Source organism: Desulfovibrio sp. JC010 (genome assembly GCF_010470675.1).
GTDB lineage: Bacteria > Desulfobacterota > Desulfovibrionia > Desulfovibrionales > Desulfovibrionaceae > Maridesulfovibrio.
The window spans coordinates 25,323-39,268 of sequence record NZ_VOIQ01000016.1; the positions used below are offsets into that span (position 1 = coordinate 25,323).

Below are 13,946 nucleotides of genomic sequence, written 5' to 3' on the forward strand. Positions count from 1 at the left end.
ATAAATTTCAAAAAAGTTCTTGCAATTTGAAAACAGAGCTTGTAGAAAGATTCGCTCACGAGGGCTGGCGTAGCTCAATTGGTAGAGCAGCTGATTTGTAATCAGCAGGTTGCGGGTTCAAGTCCCATCGCCAGCTCCAGTAAAGTGACAATTATATATAATGGTGGGGTTCCCGAGTGGCCAAAGGGAACAGACTGTAAATCTGTCGGCAACGCCTTCGGAGGTTCGAATCCTCCCCCCACCACCATTAAATTTGTAAATCGCGCTGTAGGAGGCAGGTAGGCCTGCTGTTAAACTACGGACATAGGGTGCGGGAATAGCTCAACGGCTAGAGCATCAGCCTTCCAAGCTGAGGGTTGCGGGTTCGAATCCCGTTTCCCGCTCCAATTTGGTACTTACCCTAGTCCAAACCTGCGCGTTTATAAGAGGATGCCCACGTAGCTCAGTCGGTAGAGCACTTCCTTGGTAAGGAAGAGGTCACCGGTTCAAGTCCGGTCGTGGGCTCCATACATTTGTGTAGTATGACCTTTGACGCTTTAAATCATTAAAAACTCTATTAGATTAGGGGGATTTATCATGGGTAAGGCTAAATTTGAACGCGGTAAGCCTCACGTTAATATCGGTACCATCGGTCACATTGACCACGGTAAAACCACTCTGACTGCTGCTATCACCAAGATCGCTGGTCTTGCTGGTAACGGCGACTATGTAGCTTTCGACGAAATCGACAAAGCTCCTGAAGAAAAAGAACGCGGTATCACCATTGCTACCGCTCACGTAGAATACGAAACCGAAGCACGTCACTACGCTCACGTAGACTGCCCCGGTCACGCTGACTACATTAAAAACATGATCACTGGTGCTGCTCAGATGGACGGCGCAATCCTCGTTGTTGCTGCTACTGACGGTCCCATGCCTCAGACTCGTGAGCACATCCTGCTCGCTCGTCAGGTTGGTGTTCCCGGAATCGTTGTATTCCTGAACAAGTGCGACATGGTTGACGACGAAGAACTCCTCGAGCTCGTAGAAATGGAAGTTCGTGAACTTCTCTCCTCCTACGAATTCCCCGGCGACGATCTTCCCGTTGTACAGGGTTCCGCTCTGAAAGCACTCGAGTGCGACAGTGCTGATGATGACGCTGCAAAGCCCATCCTCGAACTCCTCGCTGCTTGTGACTCCTACATCGAAGAGCCCGAGCGCGACATCGACAAACCTTTCCTCATGCCCATCGAAGACGTTTTCTCCATCTCCGGTCGTGGTACCGTTGTTACCGGTCGCGTAGAACGCGGTGTGGTAAAAGTTGGTGAAGAAGTTGAGATCGTTGGTATCCGCGAAACCACCAAGACCACTTGTACTGGTGTTGAAATGTTCCGCAAACTCCTCGACCAGGGTCAGGCTGGCGATAACGTTGGTGTTCTCCTTCGCGGTGTTAAGCGTGAAGATGTTGAGCGTGGACAGGTTCTCTCTGCTCCCGGCTCCATCAACCCCCACACCAAGTTCAAAGCAGAAGTATACGTTCTGTCCAAAGACGAAGGTGGACGTCACACTCCTTTCTTCTCCGGCTACCGTCCTCAGTTCTACTTCCGTACAACTGACATCACCGGTGTTGTAACTCTCGACGAAGGCGTTGAAATGGTTATGCCTGGCGATAACGCTACCTTCAACGTTGAGATGATCAACCCCATCGCTATGGATCCGGGTCTGCGCTTCGCTATTCGCGAAGGTGGCCGTACCGTAGGCGCAGGAGTTGTTACTGAGATTCTGGAGTAAGACATGCGTGTCAAAGTTCAGATGCAGTGCACCGAGTGTAAGCGTCGTAATTATTCGACGATGAAGAACAAGAAGAACACTACTGGTCGCATCGAGCTGAAGAAGTATTGCCCTTTTGATAAGAAGCATACTCTTCACAGAGAGTCCAAGTAGTTTCTATAAATAAGCAGGCCAGTAGTTCCAACGGCTAGAACGTCGGTCTCCAAAACCGAATGCTGGGGGTTCGAATCCCTCCTGGCCTGCCACTTCATTTATGGGAAATCAATATGGCCAAGAAGAAAAATAAAGGTGCGGGAGTTCAGGCCAAGGCTGAAACTCAGGGTGCAGGTGGCAAGATTAAACAGTTCACCGAATTCCTTGAGCAGTCCAAGGTCGAGATAAAGAAGGTCGTATGGCCTACTCAGAAAGAGACTATACAGACCTGTACCGCCGTCTTGGTCCTTGTCGTAGTCATGTCGCTTTTTCTGGGTGTTGTTGACATGGGTCTCAGCAAGCTTGTTGAGACAATCCTGTCTTAAATCAACCCACAAAAAGGAAAGAGCTCCATGAACGCAGACGCTGAAAAACCTCAGGGAAGAAAGGCCCGCTGGTACATTGTTCATACCTATTCAGGTTTTGAACAGCGGGTCGAGCAGACTGTTCGTGAGATGATGAGAACCGGTCAGGACAAAGGACTGATCGAAGAAGTTGTCGTCCCCACGGAAAAAGTTGTCGAGCTGGTTAAAGGGGAAAAAAGAACATCTACCCGGAAATTTTATCCGGGTTATGTCATGATCAAAATGATCATGGAGGATGAATCATGGCATCTCATCCAGTCTATTCCCCGTGTTACCGGATTCATCGGTGGTAAAAACCGCCCGACTCCAATGCGTGACAGCGAAGCAGCCAAAATCCTGAGCCTGATGGAAGACCGTCAGGAACAGCCGAGACCCAAGTTCAACTTTGATCGTGGCGATGATGTCAGGGTCATTGATGGACCTTTCAGCGGTTTCAATGGCGTTGTAGAAGATGTGAACTACGATAAAGGCAAGCTTCGGGTGTCAGTCTCCATTTTCGGCCGCCAGACCCCGGTGGAACTTGACTTCGTTCAGGTTACAAAAGGGTAGTCCTGACCGCACTGCTGCATATTCATTTCCGACAGTGAGTCTTCCTCACTGGAATTTAATATAGGACATAAAGCGATGGCCAAGAAAGAAATAGGCAAAATCAAGCTTCAGATACCTGCTGGCTCTGCAAACCCGTCCCCTCCGGTCGGTCCTGCACTGGGTCAGCATGGTGTAAATATAATGGAATTCTGCAAGGCGTTCAACGCCAAGACGCAGGATCAGAAGGGCATGATCATTCCGGTGATCATCACTGTCTACCAAGACAGAAGCTTCTCCTTCATTACCAAGACTCCGCCGGCATCCACCCTCCTGCTCAAGGCTGCAAAGCTGCAGAAAGGTTCCGGCGAGCCTAACAAAAACAAGGTCGGTAAAGTTACCAAAGCTCAGGTTAAAGAAATTGCCGAGCTCAAAGCTCCCGACCTGACTGCTGCCGATACTGAAGCTGCCATGAAATCCATCATGGGAACAGCCCGCAGTATGGGCATTGAAGTCACAGACTAGGTAAGGGGAATAGATCATGCCTAAGCACGGAAAAAAATACAGAAAAGCAACAGAAGGTACCGAACAGCTCGGTCTTACCGTCGAACAGGCGGTAGCTTCTGCTGTAGATAAGGCATATGCCAAATTCGACGAGACTGTTGATGTTGCCATCAACCTCGGCGTAGACCCCAAATACTCCGACCAGATGATCCGCGGTGCAGTATCCCTGCCCAACGGTCTCGGTAAGGAAATTCGCGTAGCTTGCTTCGTGAACGGGGAGAAAGAAGCGGAAGCCAAGGAAGCCGGTGCTGACTTTGTCGGCGGCGATGACCTGGTTGCCAAAGTTAAGGACGGATGGCTCGATTTCGATAAAGCTATCGCAACTCCTGACATGATGGCTAAAGTCGGTCAGATCGGCCGTGTGCTCGGACCCCGCGGTCTGATGCCCAACGCCAAGACCGGCACCGTTACTTTCGACGTGGCAAAAGCCGTTACTGAACTTAAAGCTGGACGCGTAGAATTCAAGGTCGACAAGGCCGGTGTTCTGCACGCGCCCATCGGAAAGGTTTCCTTCGGAGCTGAAAAGCTTCTGGAAAACCTGAAAACCCTGCTGGAAACAGTGAACAAACTGAAACCTTCCTCTGCGAAAGGTACCTACATGAAGGCTGTTGCCGTAGCTACCACCATGGGACCCGGTTTCAAGATTGATCCTCTGGCAGCTAGAAAATACTCTGAGTCCTAAAAACATCACAGGCCGCCCGCAAGGGCGGCTGTTGATGTATTAAATACACGGGAAGTTTAGTCGAAGACGGCAGGAGGGATGGTCCCTTAATATCCTGCTTAGACAACACTTTGACTTGCTTTCCGGGTCAAATCATTAGGAGTGTCACGGTGAACAGGCAAGAAAAAGCCCAGATTATTGAGCAGCTTAAAGACAGAGCTGAAAGGGCGAGTATTGCCATCGTTACCGATTTCAAAGGCCTTGAAGTAGAAGAGTTCACTCGTCTGCGCGCAAGCCTGAGAAGTGTCGGTGTCGATTGCCAAGTCGTCAAGAACACTCTGGCCCGGTTGGCTTTCACTGGTACTGATCATGAAGTACTGGCTGACAAATTCAAGGAAAACTGCGCAGTTGTAACCGGATATGATGATCCTGTTGCAGCAGCAAAAGCAGTTGCTGATTTCGCTAAAGAAAGCAAGACTTTCGAAATGCGTTTCGCATCCCTTGAGGGCAAATATCTTGACGAAGATGGCGTGAAGGCGCTTTCCAAGCTCCCGAGCAAGGAAGAGCTCCTCGGCAAAACTCTGGGTACAATGAATGCAGTACCCACCAACTTTGTGAGCTTGCTCGCAAACGTACCCCGCGGTTTCCTGAACGTTCTTTCTGCACTGAAAGATCAGAAAGAAGCTGCATAACAGCCTAGTCAAGGCAATTCAAAGTTAATTCCCAGGAGGAAATTTCCATGGCAGATATCACCAAAGATCAGGTAGTTGAGTTTATTTCCAACATGACCGTTCTCGAACTCTCCGAGTTCATCACCGAACTGGAAGAGAAATTCGGCGTTTCCGCTGCAGCTCCCGTAGCAGCAGTAGCAGCTATGCCCGGCGCAGCAGGCGGCGAAGCAGCAGCTGAAGAAAAAACCGAATTCGACGTTATCCTCAAAGGTGCAGGCGGCAACAAAATTGCTGTAATTAAAGCAGTTCGCGCTCTGACCGGTCTCGGCCTCAAAGAAGCCAAGGCTAAAGTAGACGAAGCTCCCGCAGCTATCAAAGAAGGCGTAGAAAAAGCAGAAGCAGAAGAAGCTCTCAAGCAGCTTGAAGAAGCCGGTGCTGAAGCCGAAATGAAGTAATTCAAGCGAATTTATCGCTAATGCAAGAGGAGCGCAAACCCCTGTAAAACGGGGTTGCGCTCTTCTCGCTGTTAAAAAGATTGACAAAATTGCCTGATCAATTATTTTGATAGGATTCGGAAAAGGCGCAGCCGAATCTTTTAGCGCGATCAAAATAACCTTCAAAAATTTCTTTTCAGGCATGTTGTTCTGCCGCCTACGTTTATCTTGTACTTTTTGACTTGTAACTGACTATTTATTGGTTGATGTTCGTCAAATTGCTTCATTCCAACCCTAACCTTCTCACTTGATTGAGGATACGATGGGTCAGCTCAGAAAAATATTTGGAAAGATCAAAGTCACTCTGCCGATTCCCCACCTGCTTGAACTGCAGGTGGATTCCTTCAAAAAATTCCTTCAGGAAGGCGTAGCCCCCGCAAGCCGGGCGGACGTCGGTCTCGAAGGGGTTTTTCGTTCGGTTTTTCCGATTGAAGATTTCAACAAAACTGCAAGCCTTGAATATGTCAGCTATGACATCGGCGAGCCTAAGTACGATATGGATGAGTGTATCTCCAAGGGCCTCACTTATGAAGCCCCGATCCGTATCAAGGTTCGTCTAGTTGTTTTTGACGTAGACGAAGAGACTGAAAGCAGAACTATCCGCGACATTAAAGAGCAGGATATCTATTTCGGAACCGTTCCGCTCATGAGTGAGCAGGGTACATTCATTATAAATGGTACTGAACGCGTTATCGTTAACCAGCTTCAGCGTTCCCCCGGTATCATCTTTGAACATGATTCCGGTAAAACCCATACCAGCCGCAAGGTTCTTTACAGCTGCCGCATCATTCCCATGCGCGGTTCCTGGCTGGATTTCGACTTCGACCACAAAGACATTCTCTATGTGCGCATCGACCGTCGCCGCAAAATGCCTGCGACTGTTCTGCTTAAGGCCATGGGCCTCTCCAAGCAGGATATTCTCGACTACTTCTATGAAGTGGAAGAGTTCCAGATTGATCGCCACATTGTGCGCCGCAAGGTTGTCGAGAACCAGTACCGCAAGGAAAATGCATGGGTTGACCTCTGTCTCGAAGACGGCAAGGTCATCATCAAGCGTGATAAGCCGATAACCAAGTTCGGCTGGAAGAAGCTTGTCCGCGGCGGCGTTGAGTACGTTGAAGTAGATCCCAAGTCCATTGTGGGCCAGTTCGCCTTCAACGACATCACCGATCCCGATACCGGTGAAGTTATTGCCGAAGCTGCTGACGAGATCACTGAAGAAATCTTCGAACGCATTCAGGAAGTGGGTATCAAGGACGTCAAAGTCCTGCACACTCAGGGTGCTGATGTTTCTTCCGCACTGCGCGATTCCATGATGCTGGACAAGACCACTGATGTTGAGTCCGCACAGATTGAAATCTATCGCAGATTGCGTCCCAGTTCTCCGCCCACAGCTGAAATTGCTGCGAACTTCTTCGAAAACCTGTTCCGCAGCTCCGATTACTACGACCTTTCCAGTGTCGGTCGCTACAAGCTGAACGCGCGTCTCAATATTGAGACCCCTCTTGAACTGCGCACCCTGACCAACGAGGACATCCTCACTGCGGTCAAGGTTCTCTGCAAACTCAGGGACAGCCACGGCCCCGCTGATGATATTGATAACCTCGGAAACAGACGTGTCCGTCCTGTTGGCGAGCTGGTGGAAAACCAGTACCGCATCGGTCTGGTGCGCATGGAAAGAGCCATCAAGGAGCGCATGAGCCTCCAGGAAGTGGCCACTCTTATGCCCCATGATCTGATCAACCCCAAACCGGTAGCAGCTGTACTCAAGGAATTCTTCGGAACTTCCCAGCTCTCCCAGTTCATGGACCAGACCAACCCCCTTTCCGAAGTTACCCATAAACGCAGACTTTCCGCTCTGGGACCCGGTGGTCTTACCCGTGAACGCGCAGGCTTTGAAGTCCGTGACGTACACGTATCCCACTACGGACGTATCTGCCCCATTGAAACACCTGAAGGCCCGAACATCGGTCTGATTGTTTCTCTGACAACTTACTCCAAGGTCAACGATTTCGGTTTTATTGAAAGTCCCTACCGGACAATCAAAGATTCCACCATGACCGACGAGATTTTATATTATGATGCTACCCGCGAAGTAGGGCACGTTGTCGCACAGGCAAACGCTCCTATCGACGAAAAGGGCTCATTCAGTAATCCTTTGGTTACCTGTCGTCTTAACGGTGATGTCTCCATGCACCCCCGTGAAGATGCTACGCTCATGGATATCAGCCCCAGCCAGACCGTTTCCGTGTCTGCGGCACTGATTCCGTTCCTTGAGCATGATGATGCGAACCGTGCACTCATGGGTTCAAACATGCAGCGTCAGGCTGTGCCCCTGCTGAAGACCTCCCAGCCTCTGGTCGGTACCGGCATGGAAGCCAACGTTGCACAGGATTCCGGTAGCTGCGTTCTCGCAGAGAATGACGGCGTCATTGATTACGTTGATGCTGAACGTCTTGTTGTTCGTTATGACGACGGTGTCTATCCTGATACCGGCGGCATCAAGCACTACGAGCTGCAGAAGTGGCACAAGTCCAACCAGAACTCCTGCTACGGTCAGCGTCCCCGTCTGCCCATCGGTACCCGCGTTAAAAAAGGCGATGTCCTTGCTGACGGTCCCGGTATTGATGACGGTGAACTCGCCCTCGGTAAAAACCTCCTCGTAGCGTTTATGCCCTGGTGCGGTTACAACTTTGAGGATTCCATCCTCATCTCTGAGCGTGTTGTTAAGGAAGACGTGTTCACCTCAGTTCATATTGAGGAATTCGAACTGGTCGCCCGTGACACCAAGCTTGGGCCCGAAGAAGTAACCCGCGACATTCCCAACGTAAGTGAAGATATGCTTAGCAACCTCGACGAATGTGGTATCATTCGCCTCGGTGCACGTATCGCTCCCGACGATATTCTCGTCGGTAAGATCACTCCCAAGGGTGAAACTCAGCTTACTCCTGAAGAAAAGCTGCTTCGCGCCATCTTCGGTGATAAGGCCCGCGATGTGAAAAACACATCCCTCAAGGTTCCGCCGGGAATCGAAGGTACCATCGTTGACGTTAAGGTCTTCAACCGCCGTTCCGGTGAAAAAGATGACCGTACCCGTAATATCGAAGATTTCGAGCTTGCCAAACATGACATGAAAGAAAGCAAGCACATCGAATCCTTGACCAATAAAACCCGCGTCAAAATCGCGGAAGTGGTCGCCAACAAGCAGATCGCCCAGACCCTCATGGGTCGCAAGAAGGGTGAGGTACTTGCTGAATCAGGACACATCATCACTGATGATATCCTCGCTGAAGTACCCCTCAAAAAGCTGGGCGGACTCTTTGCAGATAAAGATACCAACGAAGCAGTTAAACAGCTGCTCGCTGAATACGATAAGCAGATTCGCATCATCAAAGGCATTTACGATGTGAAACGCGAAAAAGTTACCGAAGGTGACGATCTGCCCCCGGGCGTAATCAAAATGGTCAAAGTCTACATCGCTGTTAAGCGTAAGCTCAGCGTAGGTGACAAAATGGCCGGTCGCCACGGTAACAAAGGTGTTGTCTCCAACATCCTGCCCGAACAGGATCTGCCGTTCTTTGCTAACGGTACTCCCGTGGACATCGTGCTGAACCCCCTTGGTGTTCCTTCACGTATGAACATCGGTCAGATCATGGAAACACATCTCGGCTGGGCCGCTCTCGCACTGGGACAGAAGTTCGCAGCCATGCTTGATACCGGTGAAGCCCTCGGCGTTATCCGTCAGGAGATCAAGGACACCTTTGATTCCGAAGATGTCTATGAACTGATCGACTCTCTGGATGATGAAGACTTCAGATTGGCAGTCAACAAGGCACGTGACGGTATTGTCACCAAGACCCCGGTCTTTGACGGTGCTACCGAAGAAGAAATCTGGGATCTGGTCGGTAAGACCGGTATCGGCGATGACGGTAAGGTCACCCTGTACGATGGACGTACCGGTGATCCTTTCCACAACCGCGTTACCGTCGGTGTCATGTATATCCTCAAGCTGCATCACCTTGTTGATGAAAAGATTCACGCCCGTTCCACCGGTCCTTACTCGCTGGTAACCCAGCAGCCTCTCGGCGGTAAGGCACAGTTCGGTGGTCAGCGTCTCGGTGAGATGGAAGTATGGGCTCTTGAAGCGTACGGCGCAGCCTACCTGCTTCAGGAATTCCTGACCGTCAAGTCCGATGACGTAACCGGTCGTGTCAAGATGTACGAAAAAATCGTCAAGGGAGATAACTTCCTTGAAGCCGGTCTGCCTGAATCATTTAACGTTCTGGTCAAGGAACTTATGTCTCTTGGTCTCGATGTTAACCTGCTGCAGGACGAAGCTGAAGAAGCTGCTGCCGACAAGAAATAATGAACGCGGGGGGCTGAAAAAAGACCCCCGCGACTAAATAAACCTTTTCATGTAAGGGGTATATTAATGAGTCTGGACGAACTGTTCACTATGCGTAGAACATCCGGCGCAGGTCTCGCAGGACGCGGCCTCAAAGGTATTCAGATTTCCATTGCTTCTCCCGAAAAGATCCGTGAATGGTCTTTCGGTGAAGTCAAGAAGCCCGAGACCATCAACTACAGGACTTTCAAGCCGGAAAGAGATGGTCTTTTCTGCGCTAAAATTTTCGGACCCGTAAAAGACTACGAGTGTAACTGCGGTAAGTACAAGCGCATGAAACACCGCGGCATCGTATGTGAAAAATGCGGCGTTGAAGTTATCGCCTCCAAAGTCAGACGTGAACGCATGGGCCACATAGAGCTTGCCGCTCCTGTAGCCCATATCTGGTTTCTGAAGACACTGCCTTCCAAGATCGGTACCCTGCTTGATATCACCATGGCCGACCTTGAAAAAGTACTGTACTTCGATTCCTATATTGTACTGAATCCCGGCGATACTCCGCTCAAGCAGTACCAGATTATTTCCGAAGACCAGTATTTTCAGGTTATCGACCACTACGGCGAAGAAGCCATTGAAGTGGGTATGGGGGCTGAGACCATCAAAGGTCTGCTGGCCCAGATCGATATGCCTGCACTCAGGCACGAACTCCGTGAAGAGTCCCTGACCACCCGTTCCCAGACCAAGAAGAAAAAGCTGACCAAGCGTCTTAAGATCGTTGAAGCTTTCCTTGAGTCCGGTAACGATTGCCAGTGGATGATCATGGACGTTGTACCGGTCATTCCGCCTGAGCTTCGTCCTCTGGTTCCCCTTGATGGCGGACGTTTCGCAACTTCCGACCTCAACGACCTCTACCGTCGAGTCATCAACAGGAACAACCGTCTGAAGCGGTTGATTGAACTCGGTGCTCCGGATATCATTATCCGCAACGAAAAGCGTATGCTGCAGGAATCCGTTGACGCTCTGTTCGACAACGGTCGCCGTGGTCGCGCCATCACCGGTACCAACGGTCGTCCCCTGAAATCCCTTTCCGATATGATCAAGGGTAAACAGGGGCGTTTCCGTCAGAACCTGCTCGGTAAACGTGTTGACTACTCCGGTCGTTCCGTAATTGTTGTCGGTCCGAAGCTGAAATTGCACCAGTGCGGTCTTCCCAAGAAGATGGCTCTGGAGCTGTTCAAGCCCTTTATTTACGCAGAACTTGAGCGCAGGGAAATCGCCACAACCATCAAGAGTGCCAAGAAGATGGTTGAACGTGAAGACCTTGTTGTCTGGGATATCCTTGATGACGTTGTCCGCGAATACCCGATCATGCTTAACCGTGCTCCGACCCTTCACCGTCTCGGTATCCAGTCTTTTGAGCCGACCCTGGTAGAAGGTAAGGCGATTCAGCTGCATCCGCTGGTATGTTCCGCATACAACGCTGACTTTGACGGTGACCAGATGGCTGTTCACGTACCTCTTTCTGTTGAAGCACAGATTGAGTGTCGTGTTCTGATGATGTCTTCAAACAACATCCTGTCCCCTGCAAACGGACAGCCCATCATCAACCCCTCTCAGGATATCGTCCTCGGTCTTTATTATCTGACCGTAGAACGCTCCTTCTCCAAAGGGGAAGGCATGACCTTCACCGCTCCGTGGGAAGTTATTGCCGCACTGGACTCCAAAGTGGTCAGCATGCATGCCAAGATCAAGGTGCGCGTTGAAGGCGAACTGGTTGAGACTACTCCTGGACGTATCCTTGTAGGTGAACTTCTCCCCGAAGGTATGGGCTACGAGTTCGCCAACGTGGTCATGACCAAGAAAAACATCGCCAAGCTGGTTTCCAGTGCTTATCGCAGCGCAGGTTCCAAAGCGACTGTTATTCTTTGTGACCGCCTCAAGGACCTCGGTTACGAGCACGCTACCCGCGCTGCGGTAACCATTGGTGTTAAGGACCTGACCATTCCTGCCAAGAAGGCCGGACTGCTCGATGATGCTTACGCTGAAGTTGAAGACATTGAATCCCAGTACCGCGAAGGTATCATCACCCGTACTGAGAAGTACAACAAGGTTGTCGACGTTTGGACCAAGGTTACAAACGATGTTTCAACTGAGATGACCAGCGAAATGTCCACCGATGTGATTGTCGATCCTAAAACCGGTAAAGAAGTAACCAACTCTTCTTTCAACCCGGTATTCATGATGGCTCACTCCGGTGCTCGTGGTAACCAGGACCAGATGCGTCAGCTCGCAGGTATGCGTGGTCTGATGGCGAAACCTTCCGGTGAAATTATCGAAACCCCGATTACTTCATCCTTCCGCGAAGGTCTGTCCGTTCTGCAGTACTTTATTTCTACTCACGGTGCTCGTAAGGGTCTCGCGGATACCGCGCTGAAAACAGCGAACTCCGGTTACCTGACCCGTCGTCTGGTTGATGTTGTTCAGGATGTTACCATTGCTGAACACGACTGCCGCACTGTTGACGGTCTTGAGCTGACCCACTACATCAAGGGTGGCGAAATCAAGGAAAGACTTTCAGAGAAAGTCCTCGGCCGTGTATCCATCTATGACGTTGTCAGAGAAGGTACCGGAGAGATCCTTGTTCCTGCCGATACCCTCATTGATGAAGCGGCTGCCAAGATCATTGATGAAAACGGCATCAACTCCATGACTGTCCGTTCCCCGCTGACCTGCCGTTCCAAGCACGGCGTCTGCGCCATGTGTTACGGCCGTGATCTCGCAAGGGGCCATGTCGTAAACGTCGGTGAAACCGTAGGTATCATCGCTGCGCAGTCCATTGGTGAACCGGGAACACAGCTGACAATGCGTACCTTCCACATCGGTGGTACCGCATCCCGTGAAATTCAGCAGTCATCTTTTGAAGCACAGCATAACGGTTCTGTTGTCCTGAACCGTATGCGCTCCGTCCGTAATGCTGACGGCCACCAGATGGTCCTTGGCAAGAGCTGCCAGATCGGTATTGTGGACGAGCAGGGCAGGGAACGTGAAAAGTACGTTCTCCCGCTGGGTGCTAAACTTTTCGTTGAAGAAGGACAGCAGATCACACAAGGAACCATGCTGGCCGAGTGGGATCCGCTTGCAGAACCCTTCATCACGGAAGTAACCGGTACGGTTAAGTTTACCGACCTCGTTGAAGGTAAAACTTATCAGGAACGTGTTGACGAAGCCACAGGACAGGCTACTTACACAATTCAGGAATACCGTACCACCAACTTCAAACCGTCAATCTCCATCTGCGACGAAGAGGGTGAACCCCTGACCCGTCCCGGATCCACACTGAAAGCGATTTACCCGCTGCCGGTCGGAGCGATTTTGATGGTTAAAGACGGTAATGTCGTCAATGCTGGTGAGATTATCGCTCGTAAGCTTCGCGAAACCTCAAAGACCAAAGACATCGTTGGTGGTCTTCCCCGAGTTGCGGAGCTGTTTGAAGTGCGTAAACCAAAGGAACTTGGAATCATTTCGGAGATTGATGGTGTGGTCTCCTATGGACCTGAATCCAAAGGCAAGCGCAAGATTATTGTTACCCCTGAGGTAGGCGAAACCAAAGAATACCTCGTGCCCAAGGGCCGCCATATCACAGCACAGGAAGGCGACTTCGTAGAAGCCGGTGACCTGATGACTGAAGGCCTGCCCGAACTGCACGACATCCTCAAGGTCAAGGGCGAGAAATTCCTCGCACGTTTCCTCGTGGAAGAAATTCAGGACGTTTACCGTTTTCAGGGTGTTGGAATTAACGATAAGCACATCGAAGTTATTGTCCGCCAGATGCTCAAGAAGGTCAGCATCGTTGATCCCGGTGAGACCCATTTTCTTGTGGGCGAACAGGTGGACAAGCAGCGTTTTATGGAAACCAACCAGGATGCTGTCGCCAACGGACTTAAAGCCGCTACCGCACAGACTCATGTTCTCGGTATTACTCAGGCTTCACTTTCAACCGCGTCCTTCATTTCTGCTGCATCATTCCAGGAGACTACCAAGGTTCTTACCGAGTCTTCCCTGTGCGGCAAGAAGGATTATCTGCGCGGCCTGAAAGAAAACGTCATTGTCGGTCGACTTATTCCCGCAGGTACCGGTTTCCGCAAGTACGCACGCACAGACATCATCGTACCCGATCAGCCTGAACGTGCGGATAAGTTCCTTGAAGAACTGGAAGAAGAACCGCTGCTGGTTAACGAAAGATAGTGCCGGCGCCTATGCGCAGTACCGGTCCAAGAGCAGGTGGTTGCAGCCTGACTCAAGTGACAACGGAGAAAATATTTCACAATTTGTCTTGACAAATTGTGAAATATTAGTCTA

10 protein-coding genes and 5 tRNA genes are annotated in these 13,946 nt (G+C 50.6%); all 15 read left to right on the forward strand.

Translation table 11 applies throughout. The features are described 5' to 3' along the window. Positions 1-63 precede the first annotated feature (63 nt). The 15 genes from FMR86_RS16655 (at position 64) to rpoC (ending at position 13,832) form a co-directional block, all read left to right on the forward strand. Positions 64-139: transfer RNA gene (locus FMR86_RS16655), tRNA-Thr, on the forward strand. Positions 140-162: 23 nt separating this feature from the next. Further along, positions 163-247 (forward strand) — tRNA-Tyr (locus FMR86_RS16660). Positions 248-310: 63 nt separating this feature from the next. Next, positions 311-386 (forward strand) — tRNA-Gly (locus FMR86_RS16665). Between the two features lie 45 nt (positions 387-431). Beyond that, positions 432-507, forward strand: a tRNA-Thr gene (locus FMR86_RS16670). Positions 508-576: 69 nt separating this feature from the next. Then, positions 577-1,770 carry an elongation factor Tu gene (gene tuf, locus FMR86_RS16675; RefSeq protein WP_163352541.1) on the forward strand — a complete coding sequence of 398 codons (1,194 nt, stop codon included), beginning with the start codon at positions 577-579 and terminating at the stop codon, positions 1,768-1,770. A gap of 3 nt (positions 1,771-1,773) precedes the next feature. Beyond that, positions 1,774-1,923: a 50S ribosomal protein L33 gene (gene rpmG / locus FMR86_RS16680; RefSeq protein ID WP_015851054.1), complete on the forward strand. Its 150-nt coding sequence runs from the start codon at positions 1,774-1,776 to the stop codon at positions 1,921-1,923. Between the two features lie 15 nt (positions 1,924-1,938). Continuing rightward, a tRNA-Trp gene (locus FMR86_RS16685) sits at positions 1,939-2,015 on the forward strand. 21 nt (positions 2,016-2,036) lie between these two features. Continuing rightward, positions 2,037-2,288 (forward strand): preprotein translocase subunit SecE, encoded by a 252-nt coding sequence (gene secE / locus FMR86_RS16690; RefSeq protein ID WP_163352542.1) that lies wholly within the window; start codon positions 2,037-2,039, stop codon positions 2,286-2,288. 27 nt (positions 2,289-2,315) lie between these two features. Next, positions 2,316-2,876 (forward strand): transcription termination/antitermination protein NusG, encoded by a 561-nt coding sequence (nusG, locus tag FMR86_RS16695; RefSeq protein ID WP_163292203.1) that lies wholly within the window; start codon positions 2,316-2,318, stop codon positions 2,874-2,876. Positions 2,877-2,951: 75 nt separating this feature from the next. Beyond that, entirely contained in the window at positions 2,952-3,377 is a 426-nt protein-coding gene (gene rplK, locus FMR86_RS16700; protein WP_163352543.1) for a 50S ribosomal protein L11, read from the forward strand. A 16-nt stretch (positions 3,378-3,393) separates the two neighbouring features. Further along, positions 3,394-4,098, forward strand: coding sequence for a 50S ribosomal protein L1 (gene rplA / locus FMR86_RS16705; RefSeq protein ID WP_163352544.1), 705 nt, complete (start codon positions 3,394-3,396; stop codon positions 4,096-4,098). 149 nt (positions 4,099-4,247) lie between these two features. Continuing rightward, the gene (gene rplJ, locus FMR86_RS16710; RefSeq protein ID WP_163352545.1) at positions 4,248-4,769 is read left to right on the forward strand and encodes a 50S ribosomal protein L10; all 522 of its coding nucleotides are present in this window, start codon (positions 4,248-4,250) and stop codon (positions 4,767-4,769) included. A 47-nt stretch (positions 4,770-4,816) separates the two neighbouring features. Beyond that, the gene (rplL, locus tag FMR86_RS16715; RefSeq protein ID WP_163352546.1) at positions 4,817-5,203 is read left to right on the forward strand and encodes a 50S ribosomal protein L7/L12; all 387 of its coding nucleotides are present in this window, start codon (positions 4,817-4,819) and stop codon (positions 5,201-5,203) included. A gap of 301 nt (positions 5,204-5,504) precedes the next feature. After that, positions 5,505-9,608 (forward strand): DNA-directed RNA polymerase subunit beta, encoded by a 4,104-nt coding sequence (gene rpoB / locus FMR86_RS16720; protein ID WP_163352547.1) that lies wholly within the window; start codon positions 5,505-5,507, stop codon positions 9,606-9,608. 66 nt (positions 9,609-9,674) lie between these two features. Next, entirely contained in the window at positions 9,675-13,832 is a 4,158-nt protein-coding gene (gene rpoC / locus FMR86_RS16725; protein ID WP_163352548.1) for a DNA-directed RNA polymerase subunit beta', read from the forward strand. Positions 13,833-13,946: the final 114 nt, after the last annotated feature.